The 18,876-nt window shown below is 58.3% G+C and carries 19 protein-coding genes, 1 tRNA gene and 1 pseudogene; 10 read left to right on the plus strand and 11 right to left on the minus strand.

The genetic code is table 11. The features are described 5' to 3' along the window. Nucleotides 1–88: 88 nt before the first annotated feature. Nucleotides 89–895: a cytochrome c gene (locus tag AOA61_RS24755; RefSeq protein WP_099602924.1), complete on the minus strand. Its 807-nt coding sequence runs from the start codon at nucleotides 893–895 to the stop codon at nucleotides 89–91. 641 nt (nucleotides 896–1,536) lie between these two features. Between AOA61_RS24755 and AOA61_RS24760 the strand changes: the two genes are divergently transcribed. The 3 genes from AOA61_RS24760 to AOA61_RS24770 all read left to right on the plus strand — a co-directional run bounded on the left by AOA61_RS24760 (nucleotide 1,537) and on the right by AOA61_RS24770 (nucleotide 5,704). Continuing rightward, the gene (locus AOA61_RS24760) at nucleotides 1,537–2,742 is read left to right on the plus strand and encodes an acetyl-CoA C-acetyltransferase (protein WP_099602925.1); all 1,206 of its coding nucleotides are present in this window, start codon (nucleotides 1,537–1,539) and stop codon (nucleotides 2,740–2,742) included. 16 nt (nucleotides 2,743–2,758) lie between these two features. Then, complete coding sequence (locus AOA61_RS24765; RefSeq protein WP_099602926.1) at nucleotides 2,759–4,906, plus strand: 3-hydroxyacyl-CoA dehydrogenase NAD-binding domain-containing protein; 2,148 nt, start codon at nucleotides 2,759–2,761, stop codon at nucleotides 4,904–4,906. Nucleotides 4,907–4,990: 84 nt separating this feature from the next. Beyond that, a complete protein-coding gene (locus AOA61_RS24770) occupies nucleotides 4,991–5,704 on the plus strand; it encodes an amidotransferase (RefSeq protein WP_032887456.1) in 714 nt (237 codons plus the stop codon). Here the strand turns inward: AOA61_RS24770 and AOA61_RS24775 are convergent. The 3 genes from AOA61_RS24775 to AOA61_RS24785 form a co-directional block, all read right to left on the minus strand. Beyond that, entirely contained in the window at nucleotides 5,701–6,672 is a 972-nt protein-coding gene (locus AOA61_RS24775; protein WP_032887457.1) for a magnesium and cobalt transport protein CorA, read from the minus strand. The two genes, AOA61_RS24770 and AOA61_RS24775, sit on opposite strands and share 4 nt — an antisense overlap. A gap of 140 nt (nucleotides 6,673–6,812) precedes the next feature. After that, complete coding sequence (locus AOA61_RS24780; RefSeq protein WP_099602927.1) at nucleotides 6,813–7,535, minus strand: 1-acyl-sn-glycerol-3-phosphate acyltransferase; 723 nt, start codon at nucleotides 7,533–7,535, stop codon at nucleotides 6,813–6,815. Between the two features lie 213 nt (nucleotides 7,536–7,748). Continuing rightward, nucleotides 7,749–8,441 (minus strand): crotonase/enoyl-CoA hydratase family protein, encoded by a 693-nt coding sequence (locus AOA61_RS24785; protein ID WP_032887461.1) that lies wholly within the window; start codon nucleotides 8,439–8,441, stop codon nucleotides 7,749–7,751. Nucleotides 8,442–8,760: 319 nt separating this feature from the next. Between AOA61_RS24785 and AOA61_RS24790 the strand changes: the two genes are divergently transcribed. The 5 genes and pseudogenes from AOA61_RS24790 to AOA61_RS24810 all read left to right on the plus strand — a co-directional run. Then, nucleotides 8,761–8,850 (plus strand) — tRNA-Ser (locus AOA61_RS24790). A 232-nt stretch (nucleotides 8,851–9,082) separates the two neighbouring features. After that, nucleotides 9,083–9,430, plus strand: a complete 348-nt coding sequence (locus AOA61_RS24795) for a metalloregulator ArsR/SmtB family transcription factor (protein WP_099602928.1) — start codon at nucleotides 9,083–9,085, stop codon at nucleotides 9,428–9,430. A gap of 76 nt (nucleotides 9,431–9,506) precedes the next feature. Further along, nucleotides 9,507–9,977: an arsenate reductase ArsC gene (locus AOA61_RS24800; RefSeq protein WP_099602929.1), complete on the plus strand. Its 471-nt coding sequence runs from the start codon at nucleotides 9,507–9,509 to the stop codon at nucleotides 9,975–9,977. A 12-nt stretch (nucleotides 9,978–9,989) separates the two neighbouring features. Beyond that, nucleotides 9,990–10,691: an arsenical resistance protein ArsH gene (gene arsH, locus AOA61_RS24805; RefSeq protein WP_099602930.1), complete on the plus strand. Its 702-nt coding sequence runs from the start codon at nucleotides 9,990–9,992 to the stop codon at nucleotides 10,689–10,691. 8 nt (nucleotides 10,692–10,699) lie between these two features. Further along, nucleotides 10,700–11,087 (plus strand): annotated as a pseudogene (locus AOA61_RS24810) (N-acetyltransferase family protein); the annotation flags it as partial. A 58-nt stretch (nucleotides 11,088–11,145) separates the two neighbouring features. Here AOA61_RS24810 and AOA61_RS24815 read toward each other — a convergent pair. The 4 genes from AOA61_RS24815 to AOA61_RS24830 form a co-directional block, all read right to left on the minus strand. Then, nucleotides 11,146–12,186, minus strand: a complete 1,041-nt coding sequence (locus AOA61_RS24815; protein WP_099602931.1) for a DMT family transporter — start codon at nucleotides 12,184–12,186, stop codon at nucleotides 11,146–11,148. 62 nt (nucleotides 12,187–12,248) lie between these two features. Continuing rightward, nucleotides 12,249–12,584 (minus strand): hypothetical protein, encoded by a 336-nt coding sequence (locus AOA61_RS24820; RefSeq protein ID WP_032887540.1) that lies wholly within the window; start codon nucleotides 12,582–12,584, stop codon nucleotides 12,249–12,251. A gap of 92 nt (nucleotides 12,585–12,676) precedes the next feature. Then, a complete protein-coding gene (locus tag AOA61_RS24825; RefSeq protein ID WP_032887542.1) occupies nucleotides 12,677–13,255 on the minus strand; it encodes a DUF4337 domain-containing protein in 579 nt (192 codons plus the stop codon). Nucleotides 13,256–13,309: 54 nt separating this feature from the next. Then, complete coding sequence (locus AOA61_RS24830; protein ID WP_032887544.1) at nucleotides 13,310–13,675, minus strand: DUF2784 domain-containing protein; 366 nt, start codon at nucleotides 13,673–13,675, stop codon at nucleotides 13,310–13,312. A gap of 108 nt (nucleotides 13,676–13,783) precedes the next feature. Here AOA61_RS24830 and AOA61_RS24835 point away from each other — a divergent pair, with 108 nt between their 5' ends. Then, on the plus strand, nucleotides 13,784–14,470 hold the full coding sequence (locus AOA61_RS24835) for an HAD-IA family hydrolase (protein ID WP_099602932.1): 687 nt from the start codon (nucleotides 13,784–13,786) through the stop codon (nucleotides 14,468–14,470). A gap of 155 nt (nucleotides 14,471–14,625) precedes the next feature. On the opposite strand, the gene AOA61_RS24840 is transcribed toward AOA61_RS24835, so the two are convergent. Beyond that, the gene (locus AOA61_RS24840; RefSeq protein WP_099602933.1) at nucleotides 14,626–15,372 is read right to left on the minus strand and encodes a 3-oxoacyl-ACP reductase family protein; all 747 of its coding nucleotides are present in this window, start codon (nucleotides 15,370–15,372) and stop codon (nucleotides 14,626–14,628) included. Between the two features lie 126 nt (nucleotides 15,373–15,498). Here AOA61_RS24840 and AOA61_RS24845 point away from each other — a divergent pair, with 126 nt between their 5' ends. Continuing rightward, entirely contained in the window at nucleotides 15,499–16,422 is a 924-nt protein-coding gene (locus AOA61_RS24845) for a LysR family transcriptional regulator (protein ID WP_099602934.1), read from the plus strand. A 51-nt stretch (nucleotides 16,423–16,473) separates the two neighbouring features. Here the strand turns inward: AOA61_RS24845 and AOA61_RS24850 are convergent, their stop codons facing one another. Then, nucleotides 16,474–17,202, minus strand: coding sequence for an aspartate/glutamate racemase family protein (locus AOA61_RS24850; protein WP_099602935.1), 729 nt, complete (start codon nucleotides 17,200–17,202; stop codon nucleotides 16,474–16,476). Between the two features lie 13 nt (nucleotides 17,203–17,215). Next, nucleotides 17,216–18,745 carry an NCS1 family nucleobase:cation symporter-1 gene (locus tag AOA61_RS24855; protein ID WP_099602936.1) on the minus strand — a complete coding sequence of 510 codons (1,530 nt, stop codon included), beginning with the start codon at nucleotides 18,743–18,745 and terminating at the stop codon, nucleotides 17,216–17,218. Nucleotides 18,746–18,876 lie beyond the last annotated feature (131 nt).

Below are 18,876 nucleotides of genomic sequence, written 5' to 3' on the forward strand. Positions count from 1 at the left end.
CAAAATTCTGCTGTATTGGGGCTGCTGCGCAGCCCAGCGCGGGGCAAGCCCGCTCACTACACGAAACTGTCTTTCGAAGGAGGCTGGCTCAGCGTTGATGCTTACGCCCCGCCATATGCTTTAAATACCCCACCAATAAATCCAGCTCGCTGTCAGGCAATACACTGGCAGCGAACGCCGGCATCTTCGCTTGGGGCCAATGCCTCAAACTCTGCGGATCACGGATATAGCGCTTTAGGAAATCCCCACCGAAATATTCGGTAGGGCTGTAGGGGATATTCAGATCCGGACCCACCTGCGCATCGCCTGCGCCATTGAGGCGATGGCAGGCCAGGCAGTTTTTCTGGAACAGTGCAAAGCCCTGGTTGATGGGATCATTCGCCGCCAGTTCCGGATCGGGTAGCAGCGCGGGGAAGCGCTCGGCTACGGTCTTCAATTGCTTGATTGTCGAGACTTGAAACGGCCACTGCTCGGGGCTGATGTGCCCTGCTTGCGGGTCGGTCCACACCAGATAAAACGGGCCGGCACTGTGTTTGCCATCGGCCAGGGCGGGCCACGGTTTGGCCGGATCTTCCACGGCCAACCACGCGCGCGCGCCGTGTTGTTCCAGCAGCGGTGCGGCGGTCAGTTCTGCAGCGAAGCCATCCAGGGCAACGGCTTGCACATGGCTCTGTGGCGTTAGGCCTGGTAAGAGCACCGCCAGCGGCACCGCGCGATAGGTCATATTGCGCTTGTAGGAAACGTCATCGACGATCTGCACCGTCTGCGCATCCGGATGCTTGAGCAGGTCGGCGGTCTGCCAGGTCTTGCGGGTGTGGTCCAGTTCGATAGTCAATTGCGCCGCGGCTGCGGGCAGAGCAAGCAACAAGGCTAAGAGTGCGAAGATCGGTTTCAAGACAGAGGCCCCGGGTTAAGTGGCGATGGGGCTCACAATACCGGAAAAACGCGCGTAAAAAGGCAGCCCCTGCAACGGGGTCGCTATGCACGAAGTCCCGGCAGGTGCTGCCAAAAAGCTGCAATCCTGATGCACAAAGCGCGGAGGATAGAGGGTCACCCAATGACCTTGGTCAAATTGGGCAGGATCAGAATCAGTGTGGTGGCGAACAGAATAAGTCCCGCCTGACGTACTTTCGAATGCTTGAACATGGCTGACTGCCTTTTGTTGTTATTCCTGAGCGTCAAATACGTGCCGTTTTATTTCAGTATGGCGCTATGACGTGTCACTTTTCTTACAGTTGCTCCAGCAAAACCCGGCAGCAACATCTTACTGATTGAACCTTAGAGCCCTCGTTCTTCGCGGCTTAGATCCATTTCATATCAGCTAATCAGGATTTCAGCTTAAAAAGGCATGAGGCAGAACGCCATCTTGGCGCCAATGCCTTGGCTAGACAGCTAAAACGATTAATCAGCCTATGCGCTTAGGGGCCTACCGTTCGTCCGAGCGTGGGGGTCAAAAGCAATGAGCGCATCCGTCATTGAAACCGTGTCAATCGGGCCTAAGGTAAGGGCACTACTGCGCAATGGTTCGAGGATGTCATGACCCAAGCTTTGATCTTTGATGCGATACGCACGCCCCGGGGCAAAGGCAAGGCAGACGGCGCCTTGCACAGCGTGAAACCGGTAAATCTGGTGGCAGGTCTGCTCACGGCGCTGGCGCAACGCAGCGACCTCGACACCCACCAAGTGGATGACATCGTGCTCGGCTGCGTCACCCCAGTGGGCGACCAAGGCGCCGACATCGCCAAGACCGCCGCCTTGGTAGCGAACTGGGCGATCAGCGTGGCTGGCGTACAGATCAACCGCTTCTGCGCCTCGGGCCTTGAAGCAGTGAACCTGGGGGCGATGAAAGTGCGCTCCGGCTTTGAAGACCTGGTGGTGGTTGGCGGAGTCGAGTCTATGTCCCGTGTGCCCATGGGCAGCGATGGCGGTGCCTGGGTGCTGGACCCGCAGACCAACCTGCACAGCCACTTCACACCCCAAGGCATCGGCGCGGATCTGATCGCCACCCTGGAGGGTTTCAGTCGCCAGGATGTCGATAGCTTTGCCCTGCAGTCCCAGCAGAAAGCGGCCAGGGCCAGTGCCGACGGTTCCTTCAGCAAGTCGTTGATCGCGGTGCAGGACCAGAACGGGGTTGTCCTGCTGGACCATGACGAATTTATCCGTGGCGAATCGACCCTTGAAGGCCTGGGCAATCTCAAACCGAGCTTCGAGATGATGGGGCAAATGGGCTTCGACGCTACGGCTCTGCGGGTCTACAGCCATGTGGAACGCATCAACCACGTACATACCCCGGGTAATAGCTCCGGCATTGTCGACGGCGCCGCACTGATGTTGATCGGCTCTGAAGCGAAGGGTCGCGAACTGGGCTTGCAACCGCGGGCGCGCATCGTCGCCACGGCGGTTACCAGCACTGATCCCACCATCATGCTCACGGGCCCCGCGCCAGCCACACGAAAAGCCTTGGCCAAGGCCGGTTTGCGCGTGGAAGACATCGATCTGTTCGAGGTCAACGAGGCCTTTGCCTCAGTGGTGCTCAAATTCATCAAGGACATGGGCATCGATGCCGCACGCGTCAACGTCAACGGCGGTTCCATCGCAATGGGCCACCCGTTGGGCGCCACTGGTTGCGCGATCCTTGGCACTCTGCTTGACGAGCTTGAAGTGCGCCGGCAGCGCTACGGCCTGGCCACCCTGTGTGTCGGCGGTGGCATGGGCATCGCCACTATTATCGAACGTCTCTGAGCCTAAGGAATTTCTAATGACCGATGCCATTCGTTACGAAAAAGGCCAGGACCAAATTGTGGTGCTGACTCTCGACATGCCCGGCCAGAGCGCCAACACCATGAACGGTGTTTACCGCGATGCCATGGCCGCTGCGGTTCTGCGCCTTGAGTCGGAAAAGGACCACATTGCCGGCGTGATTATCACTTCTGCAAAGAAGACTTTTTTCGCGGGCGGTGACCTCAATGAATTGATCAAGGTCGAGAAGTCCCACGCCAAGAACTTCTATGAGAGCGTGTTGGTGCTTAAAGCGCAGTTGCGTCGCTTGGAAACCCTCGGCAAGCCGGTGGTGGCCGCGATCAACGGCGCGGCCCTGGGCGGCGGCTGGGAGATTTGCCTGGCCTGTCATTACCGTGTCGCGCTGGATGACAAATCGGTGCAGCTTGGATTGCCGGAAGTCACCCTCGGCTTGCTGCCGGGCGGCGGTGGCGTGGTGCGTATGGTGCGCATGCTCGGCTTGGAAAAAGCCCTGCCGTATTTGCTGGAAGGTAAAAAAGTACGGCCGCAACAGGCGCTCCAGGCGGGGTTGATCAACGAACTGGCGGAGGACCGCGATGGGCTGCTGGCCAAGTCCCGCGCTTGGATTCTCGGCAATCCCGAGGCTAAACAACCCTGGGACAGCAAGGCGTACCAGATTCCCGGCGGCACTCCCTCGAACCCAAAAGTCGCGCAGATGCTGGCGATTGCACCGTCGATCCTGCGCAGCAAAACCAATGGCTGTTTTCCGGCTCCAGAGAAAATCCTCTGTGCTGCCGTTGAAGGCGCTCAGGTGGACTTCGACACCGCGCACCTGATCGAAACCCGTTACTTCACCGAGTTGGTCACCGGGCAAGTGGCGAAAAACATGATTGGCACCTTCTGGTTCCAACTCAATGAAATCAACGCCGGCAGCTCGCGACCCAAGGGTTTTTCACCTTACGTGACACGCAAAGTGGGTGTGCTTGGTGCCGGGATGATGGGGGCTGGAATTGCGTATGTCAGCGCCTGTGCGGGGATCGAGGTGGTGCTCAAGGACGTCACCCATGCCGCCGCCGAGAAGGGCAAGGCACATTCGGCCGCGCTGCTGGACAAGAAGGTCAGCCGTGGGCAATTGACCGCCGAGCAGCGGGAAGCCACCTTGGCGCGGATTTACCCTACTACCTCGGATGCTGATTTGGTCGGCTGCGATTTGATCATTGAGGCCGTTTTCGAAGACCGTGAACTTAAGGCCAAGGTTTCGGCCGCCGCGCAACATGTGGTCGGAGCCGACGCGGTGATCGCCTCCAATACCTCAACGTTGCCCATCACCGGCCTTGCTAGAGCTGTGGCGGATCAAGGCAAATTTATCGGCCTGCATTTTTTCAGCCCGGTGGACAAGATGCCTCTGGTTGAAATCATCAAGGGCGCCCAGACCTCGGACGAAACCCTGGCCCGAGGTTTCGATTTCGTCCTGCAAATCAAGAAAACTCCGATTGTGGTCAACGACAGCCGCGGCTTCTTCACCTCGCGGGTGTTCGGCACGTTCACCAATGAAGGCATCGCCATGCTCGGTGAAGGTGTGGCCGCGCCGATGATCGAGACCGAGGCGCGCAAAGCCGGTATGCCGGTGGGGCCGCTGGCGGTGTCCGATGAAGTGTCCCTCAGCCTGATGAGCCATATCCGACAGCAGACGGCCAAGGATTTGCAGGCCGAAGGTAAGACGGTGCCAGGGCATCCGGCAACGGCGGTCATCGATCTGTTGGTGAATGAATACAAACGCGCGGGCAAGGCGGCGGGTGGCGGTTTTTACGAGTATCCCGCTGGAGGGCAGAAGTACCTGTGGCCAGAGTTGAAAGCCCGCTTTGAACGGCCGGGCCAGCAGATTTCGCCACAGGATGTGCGCGACCGTTTGCTGTTTATCCAAGCCATCGAAACTGTGCGCTGTGTGGAGGAGGGCGTGTTGATGTCCACCGCTGATGCCAATGTGGGATCGATCTTCGGCATTGGTTTTGCGGCGTGGAGCGGTGGGGCGTTGCAGTTTATCAATCAGTACGGCTTGAACGACTTCATCGCCCGTGCGCGTTATCTGGCTGAGCAATATGGGGAGCGCTTTGCGCCGCCAGTGTTGTTGCTGGAGAAAGCGGCGAGGAGTGAAGTGTTTCGGTGATTAATGGAGGGGCTTGCCTTGAAGGGGTGTTTCAAGGCAGGCTCTGGGTGTTCAATATTCCCATCGCCGTGTCAGGTATTTTTTATGTCGCTACGCGTCTGCATCCTGGAAACCGATATCCTGCGTCCAGGCTTGATCGATCAGTACCAAGGTTACGGGCAGATGTTCAAGCGCCTGTTCTCCAAGCAGCCGATTGCTGCCGAGTTTGTGGTTTACAACGTGGTGCAGGGCGAATATCCGTCAGACGATGAAGTGTTTGATGCCTACCTCGTTACCGGCAGCAAGGCCGATTCCTTCGGTACCGACCCTTGGATCCAGACCCTCAAGACCTACTTGCTGCAGCGCTATGAGCGTGGCGACAAATTGCTCGGTATCTGCTTCGGTCACCAGTTGTTGGCATTGCTGCTCGGCGGCAAGACTGAGCGCGCCAGCAAAGGCTGGGGCATGGGCATTCATGACTACAAACTCGATGCCAAGGCTCCGTGGATGAGCCCTGAGGTGCCTGAGTTGACGCTGTTGATCAGTCACCAGGACCAAGTCACCAGCTTGCCGGACAATGCCACGGTCATCGCCTCCAGCGATTTTTGCCCGTTCGCGGCGTATCACATTGGCGACCAGGTGCTGTGCTTCCAAGGCCACCCGGAATTTATCCACGACTATTCGCGCGAGTTGCTGGAGATTCTTCAGACAACCCTCGGGGAAACGGTTTACACGAACGGTGTCGCCAGCCTGGAGCGCGACCACCACGGCGCCACCGTGGCGGAATGGATGATGCGGTTTGTGGCGCACAAAGCTTAAAGCCAGCCCGAGCGTTTGAAACTGGCCCACAGACTGGTGCATCCCACCGCAATAAACCCGAGCACCGCAAAATAGCCATAGTGCCATTGCAGCTCGGGCATGTTCTGGAAGTTCATCCCATAAATCCCTGCCACCGCGGTGGGGAATGCCAGGATCGCCGCCCACGCGGCAAACTTGCGCTGCACCACGCTCTGGCGTGACGCCTCCAGCAACACCCCGATTTCGATCGTCTGGCTGGCGATGTCGCGCAGGGTAGTGAGGTCCTCCATCTGCCGTGTCACGTGGATCTGCACATCACGAAAATAAGGGCGCATGTTCTTGTCGATAAACGGGAAGCTCAGCTTCTGCAACTCCTGGCTGATCTCCACCATCGGCGCAACATACCGCTTGAGCCGCAGCACATCGCGGCGCAGACCGTGGATCTTCTGAATATCGCGTTCGCTCAGTGAACTGCACAGTACGTTGCGCTCCAGTTCATCGATCTCGGCGTGGATCGCCTCGCTGACCGGCTGGTAGTTTTCGGTGACGAAATCCAGCAACGCATAGAGTACGAAATCTTCCCCATGCTCCAGCAACAGCGGGCGCGCCTCACAGCGTTGGCGCACAAAGCCGTAGGACGCTGAGTGACCGTTGCGGGCGGTGATGATATAGCCGGTGCCGGCAAAGATATGGGTTTCGATAAACTCCAGCTTGCCGTTCTCGCGCACCGGTGAATAGGTGACGATAAACAGCGCATCGCCGAAGGTTTCGAGCTTGGGGCGGCTGTGTTTTTCCAGGGCGTCTTCGATGGCCAGTTCATGCAGGTTGAACTGGCGCTGCAGGTTGGCCAGCTCCTGGGCATCGGGCTCTTCCAGGCCGATCCACACAAAATGCCCGGGCTTGGCGGCCCAGGCGGCGCCTTCATCAAGGGTGATATCAGAGACTTTCTTACCGGCGCTGTAGACGGCTGCCGCAACAACTCTACCCATGGTGCTGATCACTTCTTGTTTGGAGGACAGATGTTGGGCAGCTTAGCTTGAATGGCGTTCCGTTGTAGACGTCGTTGCGGCGAGCTTTGTGTGGTGAGCGAGGTTGCTCGCGATGGGGAAGGAGCGCCCAAATAACGTGTTCAGGCGGACTGCACTTCGCGGTCCAGTTCTGCAATGCATGCATCCATCTGCGCCTGACACGCCTGCATCAACGCAGGGACGTCATTCGCTGTCAGCCCGGCTGTAGGAACGGGTGGCAAAGAACGTATGAGCACATCACCACTGTTCCAGCGATTAAGCTTCATATGAACGACGTAATTGCTGACGCACACCTGCACGATAGGTACACCCGCCGCAATCGCCATATGAAACGCGCCTTTTTTGAACGGCAGCAGGCCCTTGCCCAGATTGCGCGTGCCTTCCGGGAACACCCAGATCGACGTGTCTTTGTGTTGCAGCGTATGGGTGGTGGTCAGCATCGCACGGCGCGCCTTGTGCGCATTGCCGCGGTCGATCAACACATTGCCTGCCAGCCAGAACAACTGGCCGAACAACGGCACCCATTTCAGGCTCTTTTTGGCAATACACACTGTGCGATGGGGCACTACAGTGCCCACCACGAACAGGTCATAGTTGGACTGGTGGTTGGCGATGACCACGCAGGTGCCGGGCTTGTTGCGCAGCGAGTCGACATCGGCCTTCACGTTCAGTCGCAAGACGCGCATCGCGGGCAGCGCATACAGGCGCGCGCACAGGCGGCTGTTGTCCGGGTTGAACGGCCGGCAGATACCTAGAAGAACCCCGAGCACACCTGCCACCATAAAGTGCAGGCCCATCAACAACATACGCAGCAGAAAAAGCATCGACACGGCCTATCGGGACAAAAGGTGGCGCAGTGTACGGATGTGCACTGACTTCGGCAATTACCCAGGTAGAGGTCGGAGATAGGCGATGTTTAAGCGTATGTTTCAACATGTGCCGACACTGGCTGGCTAGAGCGGCTAGGGGCGTTTCGGATTTAAGTGTAAGAAAAAGCCCGACACAAGGTCGGGCTCTGGCACAGCAGGTGTAGGGACTTAGCTCAGGTTGTGACCCTGATCCTGGATAATTGCATCGTCCAAGGCTTCCAAGAGCGCTTTACGCACCTTCAACTTGGTGTGCTTGTGGGCATTCATATTGATCTTCTTCAACTGGCGCGCCGCTTCCAGTGCCGCTGCGTGCAGTTCTTCAGGCGCCACCACCTTGTCGAGGAAACCGGCCTGCAACGCGCCCTGCGGGTCAAACATCTCGGCATTGATCACCGAGCGGTGGAACGCCGACTTGCGCAGACGATCCCGCGCCAGCTCGATCCCTGCGTGGTGCATGGTCATGCCGATTGCCACTTCATTCAGGCCGATGCTGAACGGGCCTTCCACCCCAATCCGATAATCGGCCGACAGCAACAGAAACGCGCCCTTGGCCACGGCATGCCCAGGGCACGCCACAATTACCGGGAATGGGTGCGACAACAGACGACGCGCCAACGTCGAGCCCGACGTGACCAGGCCGATGGCCTCTTTAGGGCCTGCCGTCATCACTTTCAAATCATAACCACCCGACAAAATCCCCGGCGTGCCGGTGATCACCACCACCGCCCGATCTTTCTCGGCTTGGTCCAGCGCTGTATTGAACGCACTGACAACATCTGGAGAAATGGCATTCACCTTGCCGTTGCTCAAGGTCAGGGTCGCGATACCGTCTTCGAGGTGGTAGGCAATCAACTCACTCATGACGCGGTTCCTTGTAGGACTTGTTATAGAAGAATGCAGCAGACGTTACCCACCACGCCCGTTCCGGTAAAGCGCAATGACTGACTGGCCAGTCAGCCTTTTCCCGTATCCCTGGTCGCAAATGGCCTGCAGCAGGGCACAGTGCCCAGCGAAGACCCTCTGAACCCTCCCCGAGATTGGCATAATCACCGTCCTCCCGCGGGCCCATTCCGGTATAACCGTCTAACCGCATGAAAATTCTGAAAAAAACCTTTGCCATCAGAAAGGCTTTCGACTACATTAGCGCGCCTCGACAGACTGAACTGGTTTGACGAGATACGGTGAAGTGTCCGAGTGGCTTAAGGAGCACGCCTGGAAAGTGTGTATACAAGAAATTGTATCGAGAGTTCGAATCTCTCCTTCACCGCCACATTCTACAAACACAAACCCCTGACTTTCCTAGAGAAAGTCGGGGGTTTGTGGTTTTTGGCATTCAAAAAAAGCCCCGTTAGCGGGTTTGCGACAGGGTTATCTCGTATGGGCGCTCACGAAGGTCCTACGTACGGTTCCCATCGCCCCAAAGAAACCCACCCGATCGATAGCTTGCTTTAAATATATGTGTATCCGTATATTCGGTTATTCACATGTAGCAAGTGGCCCACATGATTACGCCTCCAGAAGTGTTTAAGAGCCTTGCAGAGGAAACTCGCGCACGCGCTACTTTGCTGATTGCCTCCCAAGGAGAGCTCTGCGTCTGCGAACTGATGTGCGCTCTCGGCGACAGCCAATCGAAGATCAGCCGTCACCTCGCACAGTTACGCAGCAGTGGTCTCCTGAAGGATCGTCGCCAGGGACTCTGGGTTTACTACCGGTTAAATCCGGACCTTCCCACCTGGGTGCACGAGATCCTGCAAGTGACGTTACGAGCCAACGTTCACTGGCTGCAGGGCGACACTTCCCGTCTACAGAATATGGATGGACGCCCTGTCCGCGATGTTGCCTGCTGCTAATCCCAACTGTTAACCCTATCGAAGCTGGCGCTGCGCCTAAGTGTTTAATGCCCGCGAAGAGTGGAAGGAGTAATTAATGCGAGTCTTGTTCATGTGCACGGCCAACAGCTGCCGAAGCATTCTTTCAGAAGCCATGTTCAACCACCTGGCGCCGGAGGGTTTCAGAGCGGTGAGCTCCGGAAGCTTTCCCAAGGGGCAGGTGCTACCTCGCAGTTTGACGACTTTGACCCAGTCGGGCATTTCCATCGAAGGCTTGAGCAGCAAGGGCAACGAAGCCTTCGAAGATAACCCTCCGGATATCGTCATTACCGTATGCGACAAGGCAGCAGGCGAGTCTTGCCCGGTCTATTTCGGGCCAGCCGTGAAAGCTCATTGGGGCCTGGAAGATCCTTCCGATGTGATGGGGGACGAAGAAGAAGTTGATGCCGCTTTCCGAGCCACGCTCGCTTGCATCGAAAAACGCTGTAAAGCGTTCTTTGCGCTTCCCTTCAACAGCCTCAGCCGCGATGAACTCAAACGCGAGCTGGATCAAATCAGCAAACACTGAGAAGGAGGACATATGTCAGAGCAACTGCCCAACCTAGACTTCGCTCTGTTCGACCCCCTGCAGATTGCGTCTCGCCCGAAAGATCAAAAGCCTCGAATTCTCTTGCTGTATGGGTCGACCCGCGAGCGCTCTTTCAGCCGTCTGCTGGTCGAAGAAGCTGCGCGTTTACTGGAGCACTTTGGTGCGCAAACCCGTGTGTTCAATCCTAGTGGGCTGCCACTGCCCGACGACGCATCGGTGAATCATCCTAAGGTGCAGGAACTGCGGGATCTGATGTTGTGGTCGGAAGGTCAGGTCTGGTGTTCACCAGAACGGCATGGCGCGATGTCAGCGGTGTTCAAGGCGCAGATCGATTGGGTGCCTCTTGAACTCGGCGCTGTTCGCCCCACCCAAGGAAAGACCCTGGCCGTGATGCAGGTCTGCGGTGGTTCACAGTCCTTCAATGTGGTTAATCAGTTGAGGGTACTGGGTCGCTGGATGCGCATGTTCACGATACCCAATCAATCCTCTGTACCGAAAGCCTATATGGAGTTCGACGAGGCAGGCCGAATGAAGCCTTCTGCTTTTTACGATCGCGTGGTCGATGTGATGGAGGAACTGGTGAAGTTCACCCTGTTGCTGAGTGACCAAAAGGCGTTTTTGGTGGATCGTTACTCGGAGCGCAAGGAAAGCGCGGAACAGCTCATGGCGCGCGTGAACCAGCGTTCAATCTGAGTTCAACAATGTCCATTGAAATCAGAGCGGCACGGCTTGGAGATGCTGTTGCCATCCAGGCTATCTATGCCTCGGTAGTGACCGGCTCGGCTATTTCCTTTGAAGAGGTGCCGCCTAGTATTGAAGAGATACAGCAGCGCATTGAGCTAACGCTGCGGATCTATCCATATCTGGTGGCGGTTCGAGAAGGCAAGGTGGTCGGCATATGCTTATGCAAGTCAGCACCGAGCTTCTGGTTCGGCAGGGCTATCGTCCGGCCTATGCTGGCATTTCTCAGCCCGATTCAGGCAGCGTCAAGTTGCATGAGCGGTTTGGCTTCCAACACATCGGTACCTATCCTCAGTCGGTTATAAGCTCGGTCAGTGGCACGATGTGGGCTATTGGCACCTTGAGTTAGCGGATAAAAGCCAGCCGATCGGGCGTCTGTTGGTCTCAGAGCCATGCCCATCGCCCCTCAATGCCTGTGCCGATGATGCACATCCGGAAAATGCGCATGGCTGTGCCTCAGCGGACTGTGCACATGCACATGGCTATGGGGCTCAGCCGGATCCCACTCAAACCCATGCTCATGTTGGTGATGTTCATCATGCACATGCCGATGTCCGTGCTCCATGGCCTCATGCTGATGATCATGGGCATGCCGTTCCCTCAGGTGCAGCCAAACGCCCACGGCCATCAACGCCGATGCAATCCAGAAAGCCAATGTCATTGACTCACCCAACATCAGCACCGCAATCGCGGCACCCAGAAACGGCGCGGTGGAAAAATAGGCTCCCGTGCGTGCACTGCCCAGTCCGCGCAGCGCCAGCACGAACATCACCAGGCTGATGCCATAGCCCAGAAAACCAACCAGCAAGATAGGCGTCAGCTGCGCCATATCCGGGATTTGCGCTCCGAGATAGAGCGCCAACCCGCCATTCACCAGCCCCGCAATCAACCCCTTGGTCCCGGCGATAAACAGCGCGTCCGACGCAGACACTTTGCGCGTCAGGTTGTTATCAATCCCCCAGCACAGGCACGCCACGGCAACCGCCAGCGGCCCCGTCCAGTCATGGCTCGTGCCACCGCCGTCGGCCCATGACAACACCACGCCGCCCATCACGATGGCGATCATCCCCAGGATGATGCGACGGTCGGCGTTTTCCTTGAACACGACCCAGGCGATGACGGCGGTCAGCACTGATTCCAGGTTGAGCATCAGGGCGGCGGTTGCGCCGGCCGTGCGGGTCAGGCCGAACATCAGCGCGACAGGCCCGAGGATGCCGCCGAATGCGATGGCGCCGAGCAGCCAGGGCCATTCCGATGAGGTCAGTCCGCTGGGTTTCCAGCCACGATCACGGATCAGGCGCACGCCGGCGAGGCCGACGCCGCTGCCGAGGTAGAGCAGGCCGGCGAGCAGCACGGGCGAGAGGCCCAGGCCGAGATTTTTGGCGAGCGGGGTGCTGGCGCCGAACAGGGCGGCGGCGGCGAGTGCGTAGAGGATACTGAGGTTCATGGGTCATCCTCGAAAGGGTGGCCCATGATACGTCGCGGGCTCAGGTGAAAGCCCGAGCGGATTTACTGCGCGGTTTTCAGCTTGATCACATCACCGGAAATCTTGGTGGTGTAACCGCTGAGGACCCAGGCCCAGAACCAGTTTTCCTGCACTTGGGTGTTGATCAGCGCATCGCCGCCTTTTGCTTTGATGGCGGCATCCTGGGCGCGCACGAAACGGCTGTTCTGGCCGATCGGGATCACGCCGAACAGCATAATGCCGGTGGCGCTGGCTTCACTGTGGCCCAGGACGGTGTATTGGCTGCTGTCGTATTGCGGGGATTTGATGGCGGTGCCGGTGCAGCCTGCAAGCGTGAAACCGAGAACGGCTGCTGCAACCACTTTACTGATGTACTTCACTGGGAAACTCCATGGACTAAAGCCCGAGATTCAATTCTCGGGGGGCGTACTTTAATCGCCCCGGCAGGGGATTGAAATCAATCTTCCCGTCGTCAGATGTGCAACCACGCCAGGCTGCCTAACACCACCGCCACACCCGCCGCCGTATACGCCATGCGCTTCAACCACTCCTTCCTTGTGAGCAACGTAATTGCCGCCAGCGAAATCGCGATCTGAATCGCGGTCATCGCCTGGGCCCAGCGGTGGTGCTGGTGCAACGCCTGTTCTGATTTTTCATCCCATTCCCGCGAGGTGGCCTCAAGCTTTTCTGCCTGCTGGCGCACGTCTTCCTTCTGGCTTTTGTAGCGCTCGATCTCGCCCTTGTAATGCGCAGCGTCTACGCCGGGAATATGGGTGGCCAGCTCCGCCAGGTTTTGGCGGCTGGATTTGGCCTGGTAGTAGTTCCACTGGTTGGCGGCTTCGGTCTTGATGATGGCCGCGTTGTTTTTGTCCATCGCCGCTTCGCTTTCGGTGGAACCGGCCTGGTAGCTGAGCATGGCGCCGAGAGTGGCCATCAGCGCGGTCATGACGGCGATTCGGCTGGCGAAACTGTCTCCTCTTGCGTGGGCATGTTCGGTGGTGTGTTCGATGTGTTTTTCGTGGGGGCTGGGGACTTCGAAGGCTTCGGACATGGCGGCGGCTATGAAGGGACTGAGGGAGTCTGATTCTTCACCCGTGCGGCTGTCTCAAGGCTGTACGTAACGCCGAATCAGCCGCGTATACACCGCGATATTGATCACTAACACCAATGCACCCAGCGCCAGTTGAATCTGCGGAGTCAGGCCAGCCGGATAGATGAGCGTAAGAATGTAGTGTTCGATGAATCCGCCGCCGTAGCCGTCTTGACCGGCGAGATGGCGAAGCAAGTTTTCCCAGCGCGTGAGTGGGCACGGCAGGTGAAAGACCTCGACGGCCACGCCCCACGCGGCAGCGGGCAAGTGAAGCCAGATAACCGGCCGCCACTTAAGGGCCAGCAGCCCGCCGAATAATACGAACAGGATAAAACACAGGTGAAACAGCACGAGGCTGTCGGCAGCTAGACGGTAGAGCATTGTGCGCGCTTCAAAAAGGGGAGGGCGTAGTCTAAGGGTTGCCCGCAGGTAAGCGGGACCGTTATTGTGCTGAATCCTTTTAGTCCTTCCTCCCAAGGATCTGTTGTGATGAATTCGCCACGTACCGTTGCCCCGATCAAGGCTGTGATTTTCGATATGGACGGGTTGTTGCTCGATACAGAAGGCATCTACACCGAAGTCACGCAGATCATCGCCGAGCGCTACGGTCGTACTTATGATTGGGGGATCAAGCAGCATATTATTGGCCGTGGCGCCCAGGACCTGGCCGATTACGTGGTCAAGGCACTGGACTTGCCGATCACACCGGCGCAGTTTCTGGAAATTCGCGAACCGTTGATGAGCGAGCGCTTTCCAAAGGCCCTGGGCATGCCCGGTGCCGAGGCGCTGGTTCGGCACTTGAAGGCACACAACATTCCGATTGCCGTGGGCACCAGTTCGTCGCGCAATTCGTTTGGCCACAAAACCACGTTGCACCGCGAGTGGTTTAGCCTGTTCGGCACCATTGTCACCGCAGATGACCCCGAAGTCGGCGCCGCCAAACCTGCACCGGACATCTTCCTTACCGCCGCGCGCCGCCTGGGCGTTGCCCCTGAGGATTGCCTGGTGTTCGAGGATTCGCCCTTTGGTGTAACGGCTGCGAAGGCCGCCCATATGACCGCCATCGCCGTGCCCGACGAAGCCATGGCCGACGGCAAGTACCAGCATGCCGACCAGATCATCCGCAAGCTTGCGGACTTTGACCTGGCTGCCTATGGCTTGCCGCCAATCTCCTGACCTTACTCGGTAAAAAATGTGGGAGGGGGGTTTCCCCCGATGGCAGAGTGTCAGTCACCATTGAGCTGGCTGACACTCCGCCATCGGGGGCAAGCCCCCTCCCACATTTTTTTTGCTGGGATTCAGAAAATTTGGTTTTGCAGGGATTCAGAAAATCAGGCGCTGAACCCACCATCAATGGTCAGGCTGGCACCGGTGATATACCCCGCTTCCGGTCCGGCCAGATAGGCCACGAAACTGGCAATCTCTTCCACATGCCCATAACGTCCCACCGCCATTAACCCGATCAGGCTCTCGGCAAAATCACTGTTTGCCGGGTTCATATCGGTGTCCACCGGCCCAGGCTGCACATTATTGATGGTGATGCCCCTCGGTCCCAGATCCCGCGCCAACCCCTTGGTCAGGCCCACCAGCGCCGCTTTGCTCATCGCGTACGGGCCACCTCCGCCAAAGGGCATGCGTTCGGCATTGGTGCTGCCGATGTTGATCACCCGACCACCTTCACCCATATGCTTGGCGGCTTCCTGGGTAGCGATAAACACGCTGCGCACGTTGATCGCCAAGGTCTGGTCGAAGTCTTCCAGCTTGAAGTCTTCCAGCGGTGCGATGGCCAGCACGCCAGCGTTGTTCACCAGGATGTCCAGGCGGCCAAAGGCTTCCACGGTGGCATTGACCGCGTTGCGGATCGCAGTGGCATCGGCGCTGTCGGCGTGAATCGCCAGGGCTTTGCCGCCGGCGCTGATTACGCTGTTCTGCAACTCTTCTGCCTTGGCGGCCGAGCTGACATAGGTAAAGGCGACCGCTGCGCCTTGGGCGGCGAGGCGCTTGACGATGGCGGCGCCGATACCGCGGGAACCGCCTTGAATCAAGGCGACTTTGCCGCTGAGGTTGAGTGTGGTCATGTCGATCTCCTGGCTGTTCAAGGCAGGCTGCCTTGTTGTTGGAGCCGAGTATCGACTTCACCCAGCCCTACCGGTAGACCGTGATTGCTATAGTCTGTGTAAACCAAAAGTTTAGAGTGGGGCGTGATGGAAAGCTTTGGAAGTATCGAATGCTTCGTGCGCAGCGCCGAAGGTGGCAGCTTTGCCGAAGCGGCGCGGCACTTGAGCCTGACCCCGGCGGCGGTCGGTAAAAGCGTCGCCAAGCTGGAAGCGCGCCTCGGTGTGCGGCTCTTCCAGCGCAGCACCCGGCGCCTCACGCTGACTGAAGCCGGCAAGCTGTTTCTAGAAGAGGTCAGCGCCAGCCTTACCACTATCCAGAACGCCGTCGCCAACCTGGCCAGCGCCGAAGGGCGACCGGTGGGTACGCTCAAGGTCAGCATGGGCACGGTGTTCGGCAATCGCTATGTGGTCCCGCTGCTGGGAGAGTTTATGCGGCGTTTCCCGGATATCAGCCCGGACTGGCATTTTGATAACCGCCAGGTGGACCTGATCGGCCAAGGCTTTGATGCCGCGATTGGCGGCGGTTTTGAACTGCCCCAAGGCGTGGTGGCGCGCAAGTTGACGCCCGCGCACCGGGTGCTGGTGGCTTCACCGGGTTACCTGGCGCAACGCCCACCGGTGCGCGAGCCCGAAGACCTGTCGCGGTGCAAAGGTATCCTGATCCGCTCACCGCAAACCGGGCGTATCCGTTCCTGGCAGTTGACCAGTGTCGAACGTGAATGCCGCCCGCTGGTGCTCAAACCCGGCATGACTATGAGCGACTCCGAAGCCGCCTGCCGCGCCAGCGCTCAAGGCTTGGGAATTGCGCTGGTGAGCATGCCCATGGCCGTGCCGTTCCTCGACAGCGGCGAGGTGGTAAGGGTATTGCCCGACTGGTACGTCGACGACGGCAATATTTCCATCTACTACGCCGAGCACAAACTGCTGCCCGGCAAGACCCGGGCGTTTGTGGACTTCATCATTGAGCAGTTTGCCGAAAAAAAACTGGGGCAAAGGTTCAGCGCAATCTAAAACCAGACGCAGCTCGAAATGTGGGAGGTGGCTTGCTCCCACATTTGATTTTCAGCGGCCGAACCGGGTCGGCCAGCCAATGACCTTCTTCGGCCGAGGCGTCGCGTAAGTCCGGATCTTCGACGTCGACAACCCCAGCCGCACCAAGGATTCGGCGATGGTCACCGCCGCCGTCACGCCATCCACCACTGGCACCCCGGTGCGCTGACGAATCTGCTCATCCAGCCCGGCCATGCCGCCGCAACCCAGGCAGATCACTTCGGCCTTGTCCTCGCGGATGGCCAGTTCCGCTTGGCGCACGATGGCTTCCATCGCGGCCAACGGGTCTTCTTCCAGCTCCAAAACCGCCATGCCACTGGCCCGAACTGAAGCGCAGCGCTGGTACAGACCGGCAAGTTTCAGGCGGTCTTCGATCAGCGGCACGGTGCGGTCCAGGGTGGTCACCACCGAATAGGCATGGCCCAGGAACATCGCCGTGCTGGCCGCCGCTTCGGTGATATCCACCACCGGCACATTCAATAACTCCTGCAAACCTTCCCGGCCGTGTTCGCCGTAGCCGGCCTGGATCACCGCATCGAACGGTTGGTCGTAAGCCATTACCCGGTCCATCACGGCGATGGCGGCCAGGTAGCTCTCAAAATTGCCTTCAACCGATTCCGCGCCGAAGTACGGGGTAAGTCCGACAATCTCAGTGCCCGGCGAGGCCACGGCCCGCGCTTGCTGGGCGATGGTTTCAGTGATGAATTCGGTGGTGTTGACGTTGACCACGAGGATACGCATGGAAGGTCCTTACTCAGTGACTGACGTTATCGACGGCAATGCTTTCGCCGCTGACATCGGCGTAGAACGGCTGGCGCTTGGCGATCAGCATGTACAGCAACCCTGCAATACCGGCGCCAAACAACCAGGAAAACGGTGAGACGCTGGCAAATCCTGGCAACAGCGCCAGCAGGATGGCGATGATGGCCGCAGGAATAAACGCCGCCACTGCACGCATATTCACCCCACGGCTGTAGTAATAAACGCCATTCGGGTTTTCGCTATACAGCTGCGGTACGTCCACCTGGCTTTTACGGATCAGCCAGTAGTCGACCATGATCACCCCGTACAACGGCCCTAGCAGTGCGCCGAGGCCAGAGAGGAAATACACGATCACCAGCGGGCTGTTGTAGAGGTTCCACGGCAGAATCAATACAGCCACGGTGGCGCTGATCAGACCCGCACGGCGGAAGTTCAAGTACTTGGGCGCCAGGTTGCTCAGCACAAAGGCAGGCGCAACGAAGTTGGCCATGATGTTCACCGCTACGGTGACGATCAAAAACGCCAGGCAGCCCAGCACGAGAAAGAAGGTATTGGGGATGGCCGCGATGATTTCAGTCGGGCTTTCGATCACACGGCCATTGAGTTGGAATTGTCCGCCGCAGAGCAGCACGGTGATTGCGGCAAACACCAGGATATTCACCGGCAAGCCCCAGAAGTTGCCGACCAGGATGGTCTTGCGGCACGGCGAAGAGCGTGCAAAGTCGCAGAAGTTGAGGATCAGCGTGCCGTAGATCGCCAGCCATAGCGCGCCGCCGGCAAAGATATTGCGCCACATCTCGCCACCGCTCAGCGGTTCGCGGATCGACCAGGCAATGTTGCCGCCTGCCTGGAAGTACATCCAACCGGCCAGCGACGCCACAGTCAGCAAAATCACCGGCCCGGCGAAGCCTTCATAGCGCCGTACCATCTCCATGCCGTAGGCCAGGATCACCAGTTGTACGAACCATATCGCCACAAAACACGCCCAGCCTAGGGATGACAGGCCGAGGATTGAGTTGTGGTCATAGTCGGCAAACCCTGGATGAATTGCCGTCAGCAGCACGCGGAAAACCACTGAGGCCAGGTAGGTCTGGATACCAAACCAGGCAATCGCAATGACCGCACGGATCAACGCGGGAATCTGTGCGCCGTGAATGCCGAAACTGATACGGCTGATGACCGGGAACGGTACGCCGGTCTTTTGCCCCATATACCCCGACAAGTTCATGAAGAAGTACACCAGCGCCGCACCGATCCCCAGGGATAACAGGATCTGCCAGCCGCCGAGGCCCAGTGCATATAAGCCAATGGCGAACGAATAGTTGGCGATGTTGTGCACGTCATTGGTCCACAACGCAAAGATGCTGTAGCGGCCCCATCGACGGCCTTCGATCTTGGTCGGCGCCAGGTCTTTATTGTGCAGGCGTGGGCTGAGCACTAACGGGCCGGGGCATGCGGCGTCCGGGTTCAGGGCGGAGGAGGGCAGATCCAGTGCGATATTGTTCGAGAGGCTTGTACGCATTCCGGCAGGCTCCAGCATATCTGCCGGGAAGAGGCAGATGGCAAAGTGTATGTAGGTTTTGTATTTATTGTATACAAAGCGCAATTCACCTTAAGCCACATGCGTGCCAGTTTTGGATCTATGAAAGTCCT

The sequence above is a fragment of the Pseudomonas sp. 2995-1 genome (assembly GCF_002742505.1).
In the GTDB taxonomy this organism is placed as follows: Bacteria; Pseudomonadota; Gammaproteobacteria; order Pseudomonadales; family Pseudomonadaceae; genus Aquipseudomonas; species Aquipseudomonas sivasensis.